At 47.2% G+C, this 17,009-nt stretch carries 21 protein-coding genes; 14 read left to right on the forward strand and 7 right to left on the reverse strand.

Annotated features, from left to right (window positions below):
• Nucleotides 1-12: 12 nt before the first annotated feature.
• From ACQKD4_RS05460 to ACQKD4_RS05485, 6 genes are read left to right on the forward strand one after another with little or no spacing between them, the layout of a single operon-like run.
• Nucleotides 13-1,188, forward strand: a complete 1,176-nt coding sequence (locus ACQKD4_RS05460) for an ABC transporter substrate-binding protein (RefSeq protein ID WP_427372682.1) — start codon at nt 13-15, stop codon at nt 1,186-1,188.
• Nucleotides 1,175-1,948: an ABC transporter permease gene (locus ACQKD4_RS05465; RefSeq protein WP_427372683.1), complete on the forward strand. Its 774-nt coding sequence runs from the start codon at nt 1,175-1,177 to the stop codon at nt 1,946-1,948. Before ACQKD4_RS05460 ends, ACQKD4_RS05465 begins: the two co-directional genes overlap by 14 nt.
• Complete coding sequence (locus ACQKD4_RS05470) at nt 1,945-2,652, forward strand: ABC transporter permease subunit (RefSeq protein ID WP_427372684.1); 708 nt, start codon at nt 1,945-1,947, stop codon at nt 2,650-2,652. The genes ACQKD4_RS05465 and ACQKD4_RS05470 overlap by 4 nt, the downstream gene beginning before the upstream one ends.
• Nucleotides 2,649-3,536 (forward strand): ABC transporter ATP-binding protein, encoded by an 888-nt coding sequence (locus ACQKD4_RS05475; protein ID WP_427372685.1) that lies wholly within the window; start codon nt 2,649-2,651, stop codon nt 3,534-3,536. The genes ACQKD4_RS05470 and ACQKD4_RS05475 overlap by 4 nt, the downstream gene beginning before the upstream one ends.
• Entirely contained in the window at nt 3,529-4,110 is a 582-nt protein-coding gene (locus ACQKD4_RS05480) for a CDP-alcohol phosphatidyltransferase family protein (RefSeq protein ID WP_224861370.1), read from the forward strand. Before ACQKD4_RS05475 ends, ACQKD4_RS05480 begins: the two co-directional genes overlap by 8 nt.
• Entirely contained in the window at nt 4,107-5,033 is a 927-nt protein-coding gene (locus tag ACQKD4_RS05485) for an NAD(P)/FAD-dependent oxidoreductase (protein WP_427372687.1), read from the forward strand. Before ACQKD4_RS05480 ends, ACQKD4_RS05485 begins: the two co-directional genes overlap by 4 nt.
• Before the next feature lie 16 nt (nt 5,034-5,049).
• On the opposite strand, the gene ACQKD4_RS05490 is transcribed toward ACQKD4_RS05485, so the two are convergent.
• Nucleotides 5,050-5,403 carry a hypothetical protein gene (locus tag ACQKD4_RS05490; protein ID WP_427372689.1) on the reverse strand — a complete coding sequence of 118 codons (354 nt, stop codon included), beginning with the start codon at nt 5,401-5,403 and terminating at the stop codon, nt 5,050-5,052.
• A gap of 102 nt (nt 5,404-5,505) precedes the next feature.
• Entirely contained in the window at nt 5,506-5,820 is a 315-nt protein-coding gene (locus tag ACQKD4_RS05495) for a thioredoxin family protein (RefSeq protein ID WP_427372690.1), read from the reverse strand.
• 129 nt (nt 5,821-5,949) lie between these two features.
• Here ACQKD4_RS05495 and ACQKD4_RS05500 point away from each other — a divergent pair, with 129 nt between their 5' ends.
• Nucleotides 5,950-6,492 carry a PadR family transcriptional regulator gene (locus ACQKD4_RS05500; RefSeq protein WP_074033894.1) on the forward strand — a complete coding sequence of 181 codons (543 nt, stop codon included), beginning with the start codon at nt 5,950-5,952 and terminating at the stop codon, nt 6,490-6,492.
• Between the two features lie 6 nt (nt 6,493-6,498).
• Here the strand turns inward: ACQKD4_RS05500 and ACQKD4_RS05505 are convergent, their stop codons facing one another.
• A complete protein-coding gene (locus ACQKD4_RS05505) occupies nt 6,499-7,329 on the reverse strand; it encodes an aldo/keto reductase (protein ID WP_427372691.1) in 831 nt (276 codons plus the stop codon).
• A gap of 72 nt (nt 7,330-7,401) precedes the next feature.
• Between ACQKD4_RS05505 and ACQKD4_RS05510 the strand changes: the two genes are divergently transcribed.
• Nucleotides 7,402-7,932, forward strand: a complete 531-nt coding sequence (locus ACQKD4_RS05510) for an NUDIX hydrolase (protein WP_214692812.1) — start codon at nt 7,402-7,404, stop codon at nt 7,930-7,932.
• A gap of 112 nt (nt 7,933-8,044) precedes the next feature.
• Complete coding sequence (locus ACQKD4_RS05515; protein ID WP_012726507.1) at nt 8,045-8,524, forward strand: Fur family transcriptional regulator; 480 nt, start codon at nt 8,045-8,047, stop codon at nt 8,522-8,524.
• Between the two features lie 43 nt (nt 8,525-8,567).
• On the opposite strand, the gene ACQKD4_RS05520 is transcribed toward ACQKD4_RS05515, so the two are convergent.
• The 4 genes from ACQKD4_RS05520 to ACQKD4_RS05535 are packed head-to-tail and all read right to left on the reverse strand — an operon-like array spanning nt 8,568 to nt 11,984.
• Nucleotides 8,568-9,404: a Cof-type HAD-IIB family hydrolase gene (locus ACQKD4_RS05520; protein WP_427372693.1), complete on the reverse strand. Its 837-nt coding sequence runs from the start codon at nt 9,402-9,404 to the stop codon at nt 8,568-8,570.
• Between the two features lie 20 nt (nt 9,405-9,424).
• Nucleotides 9,425-9,805, reverse strand: coding sequence for a VOC family protein (locus tag ACQKD4_RS05525; RefSeq protein ID WP_427372694.1), 381 nt, complete (start codon nt 9,803-9,805; stop codon nt 9,425-9,427).
• An 11-nt stretch (nt 9,806-9,816) separates the two neighbouring features.
• The gene (locus tag ACQKD4_RS05530; protein ID WP_427372695.1) at nt 9,817-10,974 is read right to left on the reverse strand and encodes an MFS transporter; all 1,158 of its coding nucleotides are present in this window, start codon (nt 10,972-10,974) and stop codon (nt 9,817-9,819) included.
• A complete protein-coding gene (locus ACQKD4_RS05535; protein WP_427372696.1) occupies nt 10,971-11,984 on the reverse strand; it encodes an ROK family protein in 1,014 nt (337 codons plus the stop codon). The genes ACQKD4_RS05530 and ACQKD4_RS05535 overlap by 4 nt, the downstream gene beginning before the upstream one ends.
• Before the next feature lie 222 nt (nt 11,985-12,206).
• Between ACQKD4_RS05535 and xerD the strand changes: the two genes are divergently transcribed.
• The 5 genes from xerD to ACQKD4_RS05560 all read left to right on the forward strand — a co-directional run bounded on the left by xerD (nt 12,207) and on the right by ACQKD4_RS05560 (nt 16,990).
• Nucleotides 12,207-13,091: a site-specific tyrosine recombinase XerD gene (xerD, locus tag ACQKD4_RS05540; RefSeq protein ID WP_214761483.1), complete on the forward strand. Its 885-nt coding sequence runs from the start codon at nt 12,207-12,209 to the stop codon at nt 13,089-13,091.
• Between the two features lie 23 nt (nt 13,092-13,114).
• Complete coding sequence (gene deoB / locus ACQKD4_RS05545) at nt 13,115-14,281, forward strand: phosphopentomutase (protein ID WP_337873982.1); 1,167 nt, start codon at nt 13,115-13,117, stop codon at nt 14,279-14,281.
• 13 nt (nt 14,282-14,294) lie between these two features.
• Nucleotides 14,295-15,104 carry a purine-nucleoside phosphorylase gene (locus tag ACQKD4_RS05550; protein WP_214748190.1) on the forward strand — a complete coding sequence of 270 codons (810 nt, stop codon included), beginning with the start codon at nt 14,295-14,297 and terminating at the stop codon, nt 15,102-15,104.
• Between the two features lie 28 nt (nt 15,105-15,132).
• A complete protein-coding gene (locus tag ACQKD4_RS05555) occupies nt 15,133-16,434 on the forward strand; it encodes a pyrimidine-nucleoside phosphorylase (protein WP_074033239.1) in 1,302 nt (433 codons plus the stop codon).
• A 115-nt stretch (nt 16,435-16,549) separates the two neighbouring features.
• A complete protein-coding gene (locus tag ACQKD4_RS05560; protein ID WP_074033238.1) occupies nt 16,550-16,990 on the forward strand; it encodes a peptidylprolyl isomerase in 441 nt (146 codons plus the stop codon).
• The last annotated feature ends 19 nt before the right edge of the window (nt 16,991-17,009 follow it).

Raw genomic sequence — 17,009 nt, forward strand, 5'->3', positions numbered from 1 at the left:
AGGGGGAGAACGATGAAGAAATGGAGAGTATTGCTCGCAACGTTTATGCTCGCTTTCGTTGCAGCATGTGGGAATGAACAGGCGGTTGAGTTTTCGGACTCATTCGATGATGCGGCTGAGTCTGCGGAAGGGTCGACCGTCAACCTATATATGTGGGGTGGAGACGAGGGAATCAACAGCTACATTGATGACTACGTGGCACCCCGGCTTGAGGAATCTTACGAAGTCGAATTAAATCGTGTCGCGATGGATACGGCTGAATTCGTACGTCAGCTATCGCTCGACAAAAAAGCGGACAGACAAGTCGGAACAATCGACGTCGTCTGGATTAACGGCGATAATTTCCGAAATGCGAAAGAAGCAGGACTCCTTCGAGATGGACTGATGGAACGTGTCCCAAACGCCACATTATTAAACGAAACGGCTCAACAATCAGATGCCGGTACACCGACAGATGACTTGGAACTCGCTTGGGGAAATGTACAGTTTATCTTGCACTACGATGCAGCGAAAGTAGACAATCCTCCAGAATCGTTTGAGGAATTACGTCGCTGGACCGAAGACAACCCAGGTCGTTTCACGTATCCTGAAGTCACAGATTTCACCGGAAACGCTTTTGTCCGCCATCTTTTATATGAACGCTATGGTGACGAATTGAACAATAACGCAACCGTTGAAGAGTCGTTCTGGGATGATTTAAAAGCGTGGTCCCCGAATTTATGGAAAGAAGGACAGACGTATCCGAAAACGCTTGAACAACTCGATCAACTCTATGCATCTGGTGAAGTGTGGATGACGATGGGCTTCAATGAACGCCGGGCTGAAGCGGAAGTGAAGGAAGGCATTTTCCCGAAAGAGACACGTGCACTTCTCTTAGATCACTCGATTGCCTCGACGCACTTCTTGGCCATCCCTTTCAATGCACCAAATCCTGATGGGGCGCTCGTCCTCATTCAAGACCTGTTATCGCCTGAAGCTCAGCTCGTGAAACAAGGTCCTGATTACTGGGGAGATGGGACATCACTCGATTTGACAAAACTTGACGCTAACGACCAACAAGCCTTCGAAGAGCTAGGAGACGGCGTGACGTATCCGAATCCGGAACAGTTGCTCGAACGTTCAATTCCAGATTACGGGCCGAACATCATTGATGCCGTACGCGAGGAGTGGCCGCGTGTTGCGAAGTAGTGTCGCGTTAACGATTCTCGTATCTTTTTTGCCGCTCGCTGCCCTCCTTTTTCTAGGAATGGAGGCGCTAGGGACGGATTGGGGCGCACTGCTGACGGACGAAACGTGGCGAGATAGTTTGTTCACGACGCTTTATGTCGTCAGTGTGTCAACCATCCTATCACTCTTCTTCGGAACGTGGGTTGCACGAACGGTTGTAAAACAAAGATGGCGATTCACATCGACTGTCTTGAAAATCCCAATGTTCGTCCCTCACATCGCAGCGGCGTATTTGTTTTGGCTATTATTTAGTGGGTCCAATGGTTTTTTGGGGATTGAGGCGAACGAGCGAGATTATGTGACGGTCATCCTGACATACGTATGGAAGGAGACACCGTTCGTCTTTTTAATGATGCTCGGGACGTATGAACAATTGAATCGCAGTTACGTAGAAACGGCGAAGACGCTCCAACTTTCTCCCTATGCACAATTCAAACATGCAGAGTTCCCGTTCTTGATTAAACCGTTGCTCGACTCGACCTGGATTTTAATTGCTTTCATCTCATTTGCGTATGAGGTTCCGGCACTGCTCGGTGTGACCTATCCGAAACTAATCGGTGTCCTCGCATACGAACGACTCTCTACGGGACTCTATTTGGAGGCAACAGAACCATATGCCGTCGCCCTTATTTGGACATGTCTTGTCGGTTTCGGTGTATTCGTGTCTTACGTGATCACCGCATCTATTCGTCGACGGATTGAACGGGGGGTGAGGCGATGATTCGTCAAGGATTCATCCTACTTATTGTGTTACTCCCGTTCGTCAGTTTATTTTTAGTCGCTCCGTCAATGGAAATCGGGAATGTTGAGTCCATTGTTCATACGGTTGGATTAACCATTATTCTATCTGGCATCAATGTGTGGCTAGCGACGTCATTTGCCTGGTGGCTCTTATGGACAGAATCGAGATGGAAAAGTGTCATAGAATGGCTCGTGTTTTTACCGTTGTTCATTCCGATGCTTGCCACACTGTTTGGGCTTTACCTGATCTTAGCTGAAGTTGGACTAATCGGAACGTATGTCGGAGTCATACTTGCCTTGCTCGTCGTGACGATTCCATATTCAATCCGTCTCGCTTATAACGGAATGGCGGTCATCGGTCGTCCACTATTAGAACAGGCCCGACTATTGCCAATGAGTCGACGAGTCGTCTATGTACTGTATCCTCTCTTTTCTAGAACGATGCGAACTATCGCGTTATTCACGACCGTCATTTTACTCAGTCAGTTCGCACTCATTCAGCTGATCGGTGCAGGATTGATTCCGACGGTGACGACAGATTTGTATCAATCTTATGCGGGAAACAATAGAAGTCTAGCGCTCTCGAACACATGGATGCTCATTTTATTCCCCGTAGTCATCTATTTCTTGCTTTCCGGATGGAATCGGTGGATGGTGCGTATGCTGAAAGGACGTCTACAATGAGTTTGAATGTACACGATTTACGTAAACAATTTGGATCAAGACACATATTGGATGGTGTTCATTTTAAGGTCGCACCTCATGACATTCATGCAATCGTCGGGGTGAGCGGCTCAGGGAAATCAACAATTCTCCGAATCATCGCAGGTCTCGAGACGGCTGATGGAGGTGATGTATGGTGGAATCATCGCTCCTTAAACAACATTCCTGCCCATAAACGTCGCGTGACGATGCTATCGCAGACTGCATTGTTGTTCCCACATCTGACGGTAGGGGAGAACGTCACACTCGCGACACGTGGGCGTTCACGTAAACAAGCAGAACATTGGTTACAAGTCGTTCGCCTCGCTGAGCGGTACGATGCTGAAATACACGAACTATCGGGTGGCGAACAGCAACGCGTGAGCCTTGCCCGGGCTCTAGCAGCAGAACCGGAACTTCTGTTATTGGATGAACCGTTCACAAACCTTGACCCGAAGCTAAAACTTGATTTGCAACGTTTCATCCGTGACTTAGTCAAAGAGCTCGGCCTCACGGCAGTATTGGTCACCCATGACCGAGAAGAGGCGATGCTCATGGCAGATCGAGTGACACTGCTTGAAGCTGGCAAGGTGACGCAGACAGGGACCGCAGAGGAGTTATATGACTCCGCACCTGGATTCGGAGACTTTGTCATGCTCGATGGCAAACTTCGACCATTGTCCGAGGTGGAAATATCCGAAACGATTGGTGAACCGGTGCAATTGATGAAGAAAATTTATCGCTTCGGTCAGTGCTTTGGAGAATATCATTTCGAGGATGGGAGGTCGGTCATGTTACCGACACATGAAGGGTTCGTTATCGGAATGACATATCGAATCAAACGAAAGGAGGAATACCATGCTTGATACATACGGGAGTCGTTACGTCCAACCTGTCATTGAACGGGGGGCGAATCGACTGCTCAAATGGAACTTTACACCGAATGAAGTAACCATTTTAGGCGGAATCATAGGGGTTTCGACAGGAATCTTTATTTATAATGACATGCACTGGACGGCCGTTATCTTATTGTGGCTATCTGGTTTGTTAGATGTCTTGGATGGAACGATGGCACGAAAATCCAAAACGACTGGTTTTGGAACGGTGCTCGACCTCGTCTTAGACCGGTTCGTCGAATTATCGGTCGTGATTGCCCTCGCACTTCGCTATCCGGAATACATGCCAATCTTTCTCATATTGATTGGATCATTTGTCATTGCGATGACGTTATTTTTGGCTGTTGGTGCAAGTAGTTCAAGGCGATCAGAGAAGACATTTTATTATCAACCTGGAATCATTGAACGAACGGAATGCTTCATCTTGTTCACATTGATGATTCTCTTCCCGAACTGGGTCGGTGTGATTGCGCTCATCTTTTTAGTACTTGAAGTGATGACAATCACGCAACGATTCATCGAGGCGCGGAGAATTTTGCGATGAAACCAGTATTGATGTTGGCAGGACTCGGTCACGGACAGCTTGAAATTTTGGACCGTCTTGATGAGATTCGAGAGCATTACGAAGTTCAATTCATCGGAGAACGTCAGACGGTGTATACAGGTGCCTTCCCACAAGTGATTGCCGGGCTCATGAACTCCGCGACAGTCCAATTGCCACGACTTGAACCGGTCGCAGAACGGGTTATCTTAATTGACCCTCATCAGCAGACCGTACAAACGGAAAAAGGGGCGATTCACTACGATCAACTCGTGCTGGCGACTGGTGCAAAGAGTAGAGGCATTGGGACGCCGCTTAAACCGATGTCACAAGCTTTACTTGGCCGTATCGATTCGAGTCCGGTAGTGACGATTGTCGGTGGGGGCAAGGCCGGTGTAGAATTGGCGTTTACGTGCGCAAAGACGAAAGACGTGACGCTGTATGCGAAAAAGATTTTGCCAGACGTGCCGCTTCATAGACAGAAGAAAATTGAACGTCTTTTAGTCAAATCAGGTATTATGGTCGTGAAACAACAGCTTCAAGATGACGCATCAGAGGGGCTCCTGCTAGATGCGACGGGCGTTGTTCCCGTAGATTGGTGGGCTGAATCCGGGCTTGCAAAACCTGACAATTTTATAGAGACGGATGAATATTTGCGTCATCATCAGTTTACAAATATATATATAACAGGAGATATGGCATCCTGCTTAAATGGAGGCGTCGATGCTGTCAGGTCGGGGCGCTTTGTCGCCAAGCGCTTACTCGGTGAGACGAGTCAACCATTTCGAAGACGTCAATCGATGAATATACTATTGACGACACCAGGTCGTGCCTTGCTGACATTTGGACAGTTCACGTGGCATGGACGTCTTCCATATTATGTGAAGCGTTTCATTGACTCGCGATATGTTCGGCACTACAAGTAGTCGGAGGTCTAAAGCGTCATTCGCTTGGCAAATAGCCAATCACTTCATTCGATTCTGATTCAACGAGCACTTGTGGAATCTCGACCGTGCGCTGTGAATCAGAAGGAAACGTGACGAGCCAGGCCCTTGACCCTTCAAAGCGTGAATCAGTTAATTCAAAACGATCGTCGACTGTGATGGATTGAATCGTGGCCTGTTTGCCATCTTCGTCGGTTGGTAGCCAATCCATATTGTTTAGATATTCAATTGCATGATTTATGATGACCTTCTCATCATCCGGTGGTATAGGTGATGAGGTGAATGATTGTGTACAGCCGATTAACATGAAGATAGTGAAACAAAGTGCGGTAAAAAGGCGAGTTCGAATCATGATCATTCTCCTTTCCTGTTTGGTTATTTCTTACAGTATAGACGAGGATGACATAAGCGTGTACAAAAAAATCCTGCAGCCGATAGGTCTGCAGGAATCAGGTTATGCTTGAATCGTATCGAGGAATGAACGAATTTGCATCTCCGTCTTGGCGTTTGCCGAGTGGAGGTGTTCTTGTTTTTCCCCGTCTTTATAATAGAGAAGTGAAGGGATGCCGCGAACTTCTTGAGCATCAGATAATTCTGGGAGTTCGTCGCGGTCGACGACATGCCAGTTAAACTGTGGATAGTCTTTGACGAGCTCGTCGACATACATGTCAAGACGTTTGCAGTCCGGGCACCATGACGTGGTGAAGACTACCATTCCATGATCTTTTGTGGCTTCGTCAAATTGTTGTGATGAATGAATCGGTTGCATAGACAACTCTCCTTTCTTCTATCTATTTTGTCGGGTTTTAAACGAGTCGTCAACAGATTGGCATTCTCGAATTCATAGAAGAATGTGATACACTTATAAAAATAGCATGATAAGGAAAAGGTGATGGATATGGCGTTACGTCACGCATTGCTCGGGTTATTGACCCATCAGCCTGCGACCGGGTATGCCCTGAACGCGACGTTCAAGGCGCAGATGATTCATTTTTGGAACGCACATCATACACAGATTTATCGGGAACTGTTAAAGATGGAAGAAGATGACCTCGTCTCAGCGGAGCATATTTCGCAACAGGAGTTGCCAGATAAGAAAATCTACTCGATCACGGACCAAGGACGTGAGGAGTTGATCAACTGGCTACGTCAACCGACATCGTTTCAACCAAAAATGAAAGATGAGAACCTTTTGCGAGTCAGTTTGCTTCAGTTGCTTCCAGTCGAAGAAGCGGTCCGATATATCGAAGAGACAAAAGCCCATCACGAACAAGTTGCCCAACAAATTCGAATGTTTCAAGAAGAACATCAATCTGATGAAGATACGCTCGGTTATTTATTGACGAGTGAATACGCGATTCGGATGATGGAAAACTATGCCGGATGGGCAGACTGGGCAATCGAACAGATTAAAGCGCGTAATGAAAAACACGTGACCTGAAACAGTTCAGGTCACGTGTTTTGTATAAGAATGAATTGGCAGACGGGCGAGTAGTCGGTCAAGAGCTTCTTCATCGATTTCAGTCTCGTACGCGCGAATCGTCTCGTTCAATTGCTTCACTGAAGAGGCACCCGGTAAGACGACGTCACAGAACCGCTTAGCGGCTTCGAGTGCATACGCCTGAATCGGATTAGGCATCATCGCCAATTCACTGGCAAGGTCCTCTTTTCGCCACGACTCAAATCCTTTATCCCCGAGTCGTGTCTCCCATTCATCCGTCAGTAATCCTTTGGCAAGAACACCACGTCCAACGACTGGAATCGACAAATCAAGCGTCTCTGGTCGTCGGTCAAGAAGGGAATACGGCGTCATGAGCACATCGAGAGCTCCAGAAGCGACCCAATGTTTGATGACGTTCGGTCGAATGGACGAGAGTCCGATTTGTCGGATGAGACCGTCACGCTTTTGTTTTTGCGCCCATTCAATCGTCGCGTCGAGATTGTCCTCGAGCGTACCACCGTGAATATAATATAAATCTAGATAATCGGTTTGCAATCGTTCGAGCGATCCGTGTAACGCTTCCTCTAAGTACGACGGATTAGGATTCCAACGCATCCCGTCCTCAGTCAGTTCGTTTCCACCTTTACTCGCTAAAAAGAGTTGTTTTCGTTCCTGACCTAACGTTTCCCCGATTACGCGCTCGACAGCTTGTCGTGCATAGACATCTGCTGTATCAATATGTTGAATCCCCGATTGGATGGCCATCTCCAGGATCTTCTTCGCCTCAATCTCCCCATGTTTCAAAATCGTCATCGTTCCGAGTCCGAGTTCACTCATATGGATTCCTCCTTGTTCGAAATGTTGGTTTGACTCATAATCAGAGTATATCGAAAAGTGAGGAGTAATCATATGGAAGAAAAAACGATTGAGCGGGAAGTCATCTACGAAGGTAAGATTTTCGATGTGGAAAAGCATGTCGTCTCCCTTCCGAATGGAAACACGTCTGTGCGCGAACTCGTCTATCACAATGGTGCTGTTGCCGTGCTCGTCATCGATGAATCGGACAAAATTGTCATGGTAGAGCAGTATCGAAAAGCGTTTGAATCGATGTCGCTTGAAATCCCAGCAGGCAAACTTGAAAAAGGGGAAGAACCGGTATCGAGTGCCGAACGTGAGTTAGCTGAAGAGACCGGATATACGGCGGAGTCGCTCGAAAAGATTTTCTCTTTCTACGGAGCCCCAGGTTTTTGCAGTGAGCGAGTCGATGTGTTTGTCGCGAAAGGATTATCAGCGGGCGAGATGAACCTTGACGAAGATGAGTTTTTAAATGTGAAACGATATTCTTTTGAAGAGGCGGTTGATTTGTTAGACAGAGGTGTCATCACCGATGCGAAGACAATCATGGCGATTCAATGGTGGCAATTGTCTAGATTAAAATAATTCTAATCTGAAATTTTATATGGTAAACTTACATAGTAATGATTTTAAATTGAAAATTGATTAAAACTTCGGTATGCTTTGTGTAGTGAACTATGTAAAGAGGGGGCGCCTTATGGAAACGCGAATTGAACGAATTAAACAGCAATTGAGCGCCAAAGGATATAAATTGACACCGCAACGTGAATCGACGGTTCGCATCTTACTTGAGAATGAGAGTGACCATTTGAGTGCCGAGAACGTCTTTATGCTCGTCAAGAGCATCGCACCAGAGATCGGACTCGCAACGGTGTATCGCACACTTGAGTTATTGACTGAACTCGGTGTTGTCGACAAAGTCAACTTCGGTGACGGGGTCGCACGCTTTGACTTGCGCCCAGAAGGAGCGAATCATTCGCACCACCATCTCGTCTGTGTCGAATGCGGCTCGGTCGAAGAAATCATGGAAGACTTGCTCGTCGATGTCGAGAAAAAAGTCGAGAGCAAATACGAATTTCTCATTAAAGACCATCGCTTGACGTTTCACGGCATCTGTAAAGTATGCCAAGCAAAAGGCGTCACGCTCGAAGGTCATAAAGCAGTGATTAACGGTTAACAGATGAAGGACAGACGGCCCAATCGGGTCATCTGTCCTTTTTTCAATGTGTGATGTATCGTTCAAGAACTCTTGAAATCCCGTCTTCATTGTTTGATGTCGTGACTTCACTCGCTATATCAATCAGTGCATCGACGGCATTTCCCATGGCAATCCCAACTCCTGCGTATTCAATAATCGAACGGTCGTTATGACCATCCCCGAAAGCGATGACCTGTTCACGGTCGATTGACAACTCTTCAAAGACGTGACGAAGCGCTTTCGCTTTGTCGATTCCTAAATCGGTGAATTCATAATACATCGCTGCCGTGAACATGCTTGTAATAGAATCAGCAAATGGCTCTGCCATAGCAGGTGCGACTTCTTGTAAATAATCAGGTTGACCTGCTACGAGGATTTTATGGACAGGGAACTCGATGATGTCTACTAAATTCGGCTCTTCGCGTAATTGGAATCGTCCGCCTCTCGACTCGTATTCGATGATGTTAATGAGTTGTCCGTTCACCTCAATCATTCCGGCAAATACATCTTTTACATACATATAGGTTTCATCGTTAATCATCGGAATGACGTCGAAATTCTCTAAATGCTTTAAAATCGAGCGAACATCCTCGATTTGCATCGCTTGTTCAAACAACGTATCACCTGTCGTAGCGTCCGTGACACAAGCTCCATTTGAAGAAACGATCAGCCCATTGTACTCGTGTAGTCTCAACTCTTTAGCATATGGCAACATCCCGCGCTTCGGACGGCCAGAGGCAAGAACGACTTTGACACCTTGTCGTTGTAATGCCATGAGCGTGCGCTTCGTTTGTTCGGTAATCAATTTTTGGTCATTCAACAGCGTTCCGTCTAAATCAAGTAAAATAGCCTGAATCATATTGTTCGCTCCTTTTCAAATTAGATGGTCAACTCTATTTTATTTCCTTCTGGGTCGAGACAGACACTTTCGTAATAGCCGTCCCCGGTCGTACGTGGTCCGTCCACGTGTGTGTATCCGTCGAGTCGAAGACGCTCTGTCCATGCATCTACCGCTTGTTTACTTCCGAGTGAGAAAGCGATGTGTGCATACCCAATCATTTCATTCGTTTGTATCTCAAGATCTGGTCGGTGCATCAATTCGATTCGGCAACTTGAATCAGGAAACGTCAAAAAGTACGATTCGAAGCGCTTCATGTGATTCTCGTATTTGGTATTCGATTGCGCATCGAAATATGTCTCATAAAATATGCGCATCTTCTCTAAATCTTCCACCCAAATCGCAATATGTTCGATTCTCATATGTTCTCCTCCTAGGCTTTATTTAGTTTTATGATTCGATTCAAACGTTCTGTACTGAAGAGCATTCCCATCATGATCATGATAGTTACGAGTGGGAGGAAGCCAAGTGACGTTTGAGAGACGATCAAACCAAACAATGGGGGTAAGAACGTACTTCCGGTATAAGCGAATGCCATTTGATAACCCATCAATCGTTTCGATTGTGCTGAGCCAAACCGGTTCGGTGTATCGTGAAGCATACTCGGATAAATCGGAGCCAATCCGAATCCAATCAAGATCAAGCCGACTAACATCGTCGCGGATGTCGGAATAAAAAAGAAGATACTACCGAGAAAGGCAAGCGATTGTCCCATCCGAATCATCTGTTTGTTTGTGAAACGAAATGAGAGAAACCCGCTTACGAAACGACCTAATGTGATGCTTCCGTAGTAAATCGATACCCATGCCGCAGCTGTCGCAATGGAGAATTGTTTCATCTGTACAAAGTAACTGCTTGTCCATAAGCCGATCAATGCTTCGACCCCACAATAAAGTAAAAATGTGGCCAACGCATAGGACACTCCAGTCGGTAACTTGCGATCGAGCGTCGTGACGGCTGTTTCTTGATGCTGTGAAATTGACTGACCTTTCTGTTTCCAAAGTGGAAAGGACAGCAATAACACGAGGGCCAAACCGAACTGAACTGCAGCGATGATCAAATAGCCGTCACGCCATCCATTTTCTGTCAACACTCCCGCCATGACGAGTGGTCCACCGGTTGCGCCAATCCCCCAAAAACAGTGTAACCAATTCATATGATGTGCTTCGTAGTGCTCTGCAACGTAATGATTGAGTGCGGCATCGACGGCACCTGCCCCTAAACCAAGCGGAATGGCTAATGCGAACAGCCAACCAATTGAAGGCGCCCAATAGAAACCGAACAGACAGAGCGCGGTCAGTAGCGTTGAACCGAAAGTGACTTGTTTCGTGTCAAAGTGCTCTAATAGTTTGCCGCTGAGTAAACTCGACAGAATCGTTCCGCCAGCAATCGTCATGAAAATCCAACCGGCCATCGATAATGGGGCTGAAAACTCTTGATGCATGAGTGGCCAACCGACACCGAGCAGGGCATCCGGGAGACCGAGGCTGATAAACGCGATATAAATTACGGCCAATAATAAAATCGTCATACGTCACCTCGTTGTATGGTTTCGAGCGTCAATTCAATGCCGAGCCGGGCTAGTCCTGAAAAATAATCTTCCTCCCATTGCCCGATTCGAAGGACGGGAATGTGACGGGAGGGAAGGTATCGTTCGCACGCATGGTTAATGTGTAGCAAATCATCTTGAACGAGATCGACATTTGAGAAAATGAATGCATGGGGGTTGAGTGTCGCAGCAAACGTAGCGACGAGACGTCCCAATGCATCAATTTCTTCTCTCTTCAGAACGTTTGGTCCATAAGGCTTGTCTTTAATACGGTCATAAAACGATGCATCATCATAAAGCGGAAGAAATGAAACTTCTCCACTAAAACCGGATTGTCCACGAGCGACGTGTCCATCAAACAAGATACCAGCACCAGGACCATTCTTCCCGAGACCGAGATAGACGATGGACTGATATGTTGTCGTCTCATCTCGTTTAGAAAATCCATAAACGGCGGCATTCATATCATTTTCAATGACGACGGGAAGTCCTGTTCGTTCCATCAACCAGTGTTTTAAATCTAGGTGTGCAAGCGACGGGTATTCTGGGGCGAAAACAATCCGACCCATGTCTACAGCAGCAGCGACTCCGACAGAAATCGCTCCGATTTTTGTCTTGTCCTCAATAAACGAATCGACTAGTTCTCCTAACGCTTCTAAATGACTGTCAGTGACTAGGAACACTCCATCTTCTACAATCTGATGTTGACAGTTAATCAAGCGGTAGCGAATCTCTCTCGCTTCGATATATAACGTCAAACAGTGACGGAATTCAGGATTATACCCATAACTTTTTGCAGGGCGCCCACCTTCTGGCGCCTTCTGACCATGTTCGATAACTTCCCCGCGTACAATCATGTCATCGATCATCTTTTTGACGGTAGGGAATGAAACGTGTGTGACTTTACTCAATTCAGAGATTGTCGATACGTTGTGCAGAACGATCTGCTTTCGGATATCGACTAGTAATTCATGTTGTAGATCTTTCAACACGACCACACTCCAATCTACTTTTTAAATTATTTTAATAAGTCATTCGTAGTATACTGCCTCTTTTTGAAATATGCCAGAAAAATAAGAAATTAAGATGCATTTATATCACATCAATGTTCACAAAAAAGTGAATAAAAAATGAGGTCAGACATCTTCACAACGGTTTACATAAGTGATATGCTGTAAGCGTATTCAGGTGAAATGAGGAAGGAGGAGGGTATGATGCGTTCGCATATCGAGTCATTTCTTCAGTACATGACGGTTGAAAAGCGGATGTCCGCTAACACGAGACAGGCGTATGCGAGCGACTTGACGCAGTACGCATCAACCTTAAACCAGTTGGGGGTGAAAGATTGGAACGACGTGACACGTTCTCATATCGTTAAGCATATCGAAGAACTGTCACAGGCGGGACGTGCTTCGTCCTCTTTGAGACGAGCTGTCAGTTCAATCCGGATGTTCCATCATCATCTAAAAATGACCGGGGTCACGACAACCGATCCATCTCTGTATCTAGAGACGCCGAAAGCAGAAAAGCAACTTCCGGATACTTGGTCGCAAGCGGAAGTCGAGCGTCTCTTAGATAGCGTCCCGACATCCGACCCGCTCTCACTTCGGGACCGTGCGATGCTCGAGTTGCTTTATGGGACCGGAATGCGGGTCAGTGAACTTTTAGGTCTTGATTTGGATGATTTGCAGTTCGAATTGGGGTATCTACAATGTGAAGGGAAAGGCGAGCGCGCTCGAATCATTCCGGTTTCGTCGGTCGCGCAAGGGTTTGTTGAGCGATATATTCAACAAGCTCGAAACGGACTCGGCGGCAGAGAGACCGAAGCGCTCTTTTTAAACGGCAGAGGTGGACGGCTCAGTCGTCAAGGATTTTGGAAGATGATCAAACGACGTGCCAAGCTTGCCGGAATTGATAAGGAGATCACACCTCACGTTCTCCGTCATTCCTTTGCGACACACTTGCTCGAGAACGGTGCTGACTTACGTGCCATTCAACAAATGCTCGGTCATGCGGATTTAGCGACGACGCAAGTGTATACACACGTCAATAAGTCGCGGCTACATGATGTGTATCGCAAGCATCACCCTCGTGCCTAGACATTGAAAAGGAGGAATTTTTTGTGAAGAAGTTTAAACGTATTTTTTTAGTGGTCATGGACTCGGTCGGTATCGGTGAAGCACCGGATGCTGAACAGTTCGGTGACAAAGGGGCCGATACGCTCGGACATATCGCTCGTGAACATAACGGATTGAACATGCCGAATATGGGAAAACTCGGACTCGCGAACATTAAACCGATTCAAGGAATCGACGTGTCGGAAACGCCAAGCGCGTATGGTCGCATGGAAGAAATCTCGGCTGGTAAAGATACGATGACAGGACACTGGGAAATCATGGGTCTTCATATCGAGACGCCGTTCCGTGTCTTTGAAGAGTTCCCGGACGATTTGATTCATCGTCTAGAAGAGTTCAGTGGCCGTAAAATCATCGGAAACAAGCCGGCATCAGGTACGGCCATTCTAGATGAGCTCGGTGAAGAACATGTCGAGACAGGCGCGCTCATCGTTTATACATCTGCAGACTCGGTTCTACAGATCGCCGCTCACGAAGAGATTGTGCCAATCGACGAGTTGTACCGGATTTGTGAATACGCGCGTGAGATTACACGTGAAGACCCGTATATGCTCGGTCGTATTATCGCCCGTCCGTTCATCGGCACACCGGGTGCATGGGTACGTACGGCAAATCGTCATGACTACGCACTCAAACCTTTCGGTAAGACAGTCATGAATACGCTCGAAGAGGCTGGGAAAGATGTCATCGCTCTCGGGAAAATCAGTGATATCTACGACGGTGAAGGTGTGACGAAAGCGGTCCGTACGAAATCGAATATGGACGGGATGGACAAGTTGGTCGAATCACTCGAAGAAGATTTCGAAGGGCTTTGCTTCTTGAACTTGGTCGACTTTGACGCATTGTTCGGTCATCGTCGTGATCCGGAAGGCTACGCCGTCGCGCTTGAAGAATATGATGCCCGTCTACCTGAAGTGATGGAGCGTCTCCGTGAAGACGACTTACTCATCATCACGGCAGACCACGGGAATGACCCAGTACATGCTGGTACAGATCACACGCGTGAATATGTACCGCTCATCGTACATCACACTGGAGCGAAAGCAGTTGATCTAGGCATTCGAGGTACGTTCGCAGATATCGGTGCGACAGTAGCTGACAACTTTGACGTTGCGGCACCATCAAACGGAAAGAGTTTCTTAAACGAAATTTGAGGAGGCAATATTCATGGTAAATTGGAACGAAACAAAAGCGTTTTTGCAGGAGCGTATGGGTGATACACCAGAAATCGGACTCATTCTCGGGTCAGGCCTTGGAGTCCTCGCGGACGAAATTGAGAATCCGGTTGCAATCCCTTATGAAGAGATTCCACACTTCCCAGTATCAACCGTCGAAGGGCATGCAGGACAACTCGTGTTCGGAGAACTTGAAGGAAAACGCGTCGTCGCGATGCAGGGACGGTTCCACTTTTATGAAGGATACTCGATGGAACAGGTGACGTTCCCGGTTCGTGTCCTCAAATTGATCGGTGTCGAGACACTCATCGTCACGAACGCGGCGGGCGCGTGTAACGAGTCGTTCAACCCTGGTGATTTGATGATCATCACGGATCACATCAACTTCTTCGGGACGAGCCCACTCATCGGGAAGAATGCGAGTGAATTCGGGACTCGCTTCCCAGATATGTCTGAAGCGTACGATAAAGAGCTCGTGAAATTGACAGAACGCGTCGCTTCTGACCTCGGACTCACTGTCCAAAAAGGGGTATACTTCGGAAACACAGGCCCAACATACGAGACACCAGCAGAAGTAAAAATGGCACGTCTTCTCGGTGGTGACGTCGTCGGGATGTCGACGGTACCAGAAGTCATCGTCGCGCGTCACTCGGATATGCGCGTCCTCGGGATTTCGTGTGTATCGAACATGGCGGCAGGGATTTTAGATCAACCACTTAACCATGAAGAAGTCATCGAGACGACAGAACGTGTTCGTCAAGACTTCCTTTCACTCGTGCGCGGCACGATTAAAAGCATGTAAGTAACTTATTTCTAGGAGGACGACAGTTATGCGTATGGTCGATTTGATTTTGAAAAAACGTAACGGTGGAGAATTGAACGAAGAGGAGATTCGCTTCGTCGTCGAAGGATTCACGAACGAAACGATTCCTGACTATCAGATGTCGGCATTGTCGATGGCCATCTATTTTAACGGGATGACTGAAAACGAGACGGCAGCCTTGACGATGGAAATGGTGAAGTCGGGCGATACGATCGATCTTTCGAACATCGAAGGGAAGAAAGTCGATAAGCACTCAACGGGCGGAGTCGGTGACAAGATCAGCTTGATTGTCGCACCACTCGTCGCGTCAATCGGGATCCCGGTCGCGAAAATGAGTGGCCGTGGTCTGGGTCATACGGGTGGTACGATTGATAAACTCGAATCGTTCCCAGGTTTTAACGTCGAATTGACGGAAGAACAATTCACGAAACAAGTAAACGACATTAAGATGTCGATTATCGGTCAGACGGGGAACTTGACGCCAGCTGACAAACGTCTTTATGCCCTCCGTGATGTGACGGCTACCGTTGAGTCGATTCCACTCATCGCGAGTTCAATCATGTCGAAAAAGATCGCAGCAGGAGCTGACAGTATCGTCCTCGACGTCAAGACGGGTTCTGGTGCGTTCATGAAGTCGTTCGATGATGCGAAAGCACTCGCAGAAGAGATGGTCGCAATCGGGAAGAACGTCGGTCGTAAGACGGTCGCTGTCATCACAGACATGGACCAACCGCTCGGCTTTGAAATCGGGAACGCGAACGAAGTAAAAGAAGCGATTGAAGTTCTTTCAGGTAAAGAAGTAGAAGACTTGAAAACAATCGCGCTCACGATTGCAGGACATATGGCTGTTCTTGGTGATTTCTATCCAACGTTTGACGAAGCATATGCAGACCTTGAAAAACGAATTGCTGACGGTCATGCCCTCGAGGTGTTCCGTAAGTTCGTCGAAGCACAAGGTGGAGACGCGTCGCTCGTCGATGACGTGACAAAATTACCACAAGCTTCCTACGAGACGACATTCGTCGCAAAAGAAGCAGGTTATGTCGAGTCAATCATCGCAGACGAAGTCGGTGTCGCAGCGATGCTTCTCGGAGCAGGTCGTGCGACGAAAGAAGACAAGATCGACTTCGCGGCGGGCATCACGCTCGAGAAGAAAGTTGGCGACCGTGTCGAGGCGGGCGATGTGATTGCCGTGCTCCGCTCGAACATGGAAGACATGTCTTCGGCTGTCGAACGTCTAGATCACGCGTATACAATCGGTGCGACGAAACCAGAAGCTCGTCCTCTCGTTCACGCTGTCATCCAGTAAGGCAGAACGTCTGTTTCCACAAAAAAAGTGGAGACAGACGTGTTTTTTTGATAAGATGGGTAATGTGAGTGTAAAACAGCAGGATACATATTCAAATAAAGGGGTTGCTTGAAACATGAAAAAAGGTTCTATGAAACTTGAAAATGGCGAAATGATTGAATTTGATTTATTCCACAACGAGGCACCGATCACGGTCGAAAACTTCGAAAAACTTGCGAACAGCGGGTTCTACAACGGATTAACATTCCACCGTGTCATTCCTGGATTCGTCAGCCAAGGTGGTTGCCCGGATGGTACTGGAATGGGTGGAGCTGGTTATACGATTCCATGTGAGACATCGACTTCTTTCCCACACAAACACGAAGCGGGATCACTCTCGATGGCACACGCAGGACGTAACACAGGGTCTTCACAGTTCTTCATCGTCCATGAGCCACAACCACACTTGGATGGTGTCCATACAGTTTTCGGTAAAGTGACATCTGGTCTTGAACATGCCGTCAAACTTCGTCAAGGAACGAAGATGGCAGAAGTGAAGGTTTGGGACGAGAATTGATTTTTGCCTGAAGGTTATG

Source organism: Exiguobacterium sp. NPDC077395 (assembly GCF_050269125.1).
GTDB classification, from domain to species: Bacteria; Bacillota; Bacilli; order Exiguobacteriales; family Exiguobacteriaceae; genus Exiguobacterium; species Exiguobacterium aestuarii_A.